A 3,253-nucleotide genomic window follows, 5' to 3' on the forward strand; every position below is an offset into this window, starting at 1 on the left:
ATGCTTTAAACGCTCTTTAACAAATTGGATCTGAAAGATTGTCTTGTATTGTTTGATACAAGCGCCAACCGGCGATAATCGTTACGAACCATTCATTTGCCAGACGCCTTCGGGTTATATGGTCAAGTGAATAAGCGTGCACGGTGGATGCCTTGGCAGTCAGAGGCGATGAAGGACGTTGTAACCTGCGATAAGGTTCGGGGAGCTGGTAAACGAGCTTTGATCCGAACATTTCCGAATGGGGAAACCCACCCGCTTGCGGGTATCTCTTGTCTGAATACATAGGACTTGAGAGGCGAACCCGGGGAACTGAAACATCTAAGTACCCGGAGGAAAAGAAATCAATTGAGATTCCCTTAGTAGCGGCGAGCGAACGGGGACCAGCCCTTAAGCTGTGTTGTGGTTAGTGGAACACTCTGGAAAGTGTGGCCATAGTGGGTGATAGCCCCGTACACGAAAACCTATACGCAGTGAAATCGAGTAGGACGGAACACGTGATATTCTGTCTGAATATGGGGGGACCATCCTCCAAGGCTAAATACTCCTGACTGACCGATAGTGAACCAGTACCGTGAGGGAAAGGCGAAAAGAACCCCTGTGAGGGGAGTGAAATAGACCCTGAAACCGTGTACGTACAAGCAGTGGGAGCCGTTTTCGGACGGTGACTGCGTACCTTTTGTATAATGGGTCAGCGACTTACTTTCAGTGGCAAGCTTAACCGTTTAGGGGAGGCGTAGGGAAACCGAGTCTTAATAGGGCGTTTAGTCGCTGGGAGTAGACCCGAAACCGGGCGATCTATCCATGGGCAGGTTGAAGATTGAGTAACATCAATTGGAGGACCGAACCGACTGTCGTTGAAAAGCCAGCGGATGACCTGTGGATCGGAGTGAAAGGCTAATCAAGCCCGGAGATAGCTGGTTCTCCTCGAAAGCTATTTAGGTAGCGCCTCATGTCTCACCTTGGGGGGTAGAGCACTGTTTCGGCTAGGGGGTCATCCCGACTTACCAACCCGATGCAAACTCCGAATACCCAAGAGTGCAATCATGGGAGACACACGGCGGGTGCTAACGTCCGTCGTGGAAAGGGAAACAACCCAGACCGCCAGCTAAGGTCCCAAAGTTCTAGTTAAGTGGGAAACGATGTGGGAAGGCTCAGACAGCTAGGAGGTTGGCTTAGAAGCAGCCATCCTTTAAAGAAAGCGTAATAGCTCACTAGTCGAGTCGGCCTGCGCGGAAGATATAACGGGGCTCAAACTAGACACCGAAGCTGCGGATGCCTTAGGGCATGGTAGAGGAGCGTTCTGTAAGCCGTTGAAGCGGAAGCCGGGAGGCACCGTGGAGGTATCAGAAGTGCGAATGCTGACATGAGTAACGATAAAGGGGGTGAAAAACCCCCTCGCCGGAAGACCAAGGGTTCCTATCCAATGCTAATCAGGGTAGGGTGAGTCGGCCCCTAAGGCGAGGCTGAAAAGCGTAGTCGATGGGAGACAGGTTAATATTCCTGTACCGCGCATAACTGCGACGGGGGGACGGAGAAGGCTAGGCCAGCACGGCGTTGGTTGTCCGTGTTTAAGGGTGTAGGTTGAGAAGTTAGGCAAATCCGGCTTCTTAAGACTGAGACCTGATGACGAGCTCCTTTATGGAGTGAAGTGGTTGATGCCATGCTTCCAGGAAAATCCTCTAAGCTTCAGGTTATGTGTGACCGTACCCCAAACCGACACAGGTGGTCAGGTTGAGAATACCAAGGCGCTTGAGAGAACTCGGGTGAAGGAACTAGGCAAAATGGTGCCGTAACTTCGGGAGAAGGCACGCCGGTGTTGGTGATGGGATTTACTCCCTAAGCTGATGTCGGTCGAAGATACCAGGTGGCTGCGACTGTTTATTAAAAACACAGCACTCTGCAAACACGAAAGTGGACGTATAGGGTGTGACGCCTGCCCGGTGCCGGAAGGTTAATTGATGGGGTTAGCTTCGGCGAAGCTCTTGATCGAAGCCCCGGTAAACGGCGGCCGTAACTATAACGGTCCTAAGGTAGCGAAATTCCTTGTCGGGTAAGTTCCGACCTGCACGAATGGCGTAACGATGGCCACACTGTCTCCACCCGAGACTCAGTGAAATTGAACTCGCTGTGAAGATGCAGCGTCCCCGCGGCTAGACGGAAAGACCCCGTGAACCTTTACTATAGCTTCACAGTGGACTTTGACATTATTTGTGTAGGATAGCTGGGAGGCTTTGAAGCATTGGCGCTAGCCAGTGTGGAGCCGTCCTTGAAATACCAGCCTGGTACTGTTGAGGTTCTAACTCAGGTCCCTTATCGGGATCGAGGACATTGTGTGGTGGGTAGTTTGACTGGGGCGGTCTCCTCCCAAAGTGTAACGGAGGAGCACGAAGGTACCCTCAGGCTGGTCGGAAATCAGCCAATGAGCGCAAGAGTAGAAGGGTGCTTGACTGCGAGACAGACACGTCGAGCAGGTACGAAAGTAGGTTCTAGTGATCCGGTGGTTCTGTATGGAAGGGCCATCGCTCAACGGATAAAAGGTACTCCGGGGATAACAGGCTGATACCGCCCAAGAGTTCACATCGACGGCGGTGTTTGGCACCTCGATGTCGGCTCATCACATCCTGGGGCTGAAGCCGGTCCCAAGGGTATGGCTGTTCGCCATTTAAAGTGGTACGCGAGCTGGGTTTAGAACGTCGTGAGACAGTTCGGTCCCTATCTGCCGTGGGCGTTTGAGATTTGAGAAGAGTTGCTCCTAGTACGAGAGGACCGGAGTGAACGAACCTCTGGTGTTCCGGTTGTCACGCCAGTGGCATTGCCGGGTAGCTACGTTCGGACGGGATAACCGCTGAAAGCATCTAAGCGGGAAGCCCCCTTCAAGATGAGATCTCACTGGACCCTTGAGGTCCCTGTAGAGCCGTCCGAGACCAGGACGTTGATAGGCAGGGTGTGTAAGTGCTGTAAGGCATTGAGCTAACCTGTACTAATGGCTCGTGAGGCTTGACCATATAACGCCCAAGGCGTTTGGATGAATGGTTACGTATAACAGATTATCGGCTCGCAAGAGCACCGGTTGAGCGCTTGTAGCGACAACACAGACAATCGTAAAGACTTTCAGATCCAGTTTGTTCCAGTTTTGCTTGGCGACCATAGAGCCGTGGAACCACCTGATCCCATACCGAACTCAGCAGTGAAACGCGTCATCGCCGATGGTAGTGTGGGGCTTCCCCATGTGAGAGTAGGTCATCGCCAAGCA

General features: G+C 52.4%; 2 rRNA genes. Both read left to right on the top strand.

Annotated features, from left to right (window positions below):
• Positions 1-120 precede the first annotated feature (120 nt).
• A 23S ribosomal RNA gene (locus BW956_RS21940) occupies positions 121-3,005 on the top strand.
• A gap of 131 nt (positions 3,006-3,136) precedes the next feature.
• Positions 3,137-3,252 (top strand): 5S ribosomal RNA (rrf, locus tag BW956_RS21945).
• Position 3,253 lies beyond the last annotated feature (1 nt).

Source organism: Marinobacterium stanieri (assembly GCF_900155945.1).
Lineage (GTDB): Bacteria > Pseudomonadota > Gammaproteobacteria > Pseudomonadales > Balneatricaceae > Marinobacterium > Marinobacterium stanieri.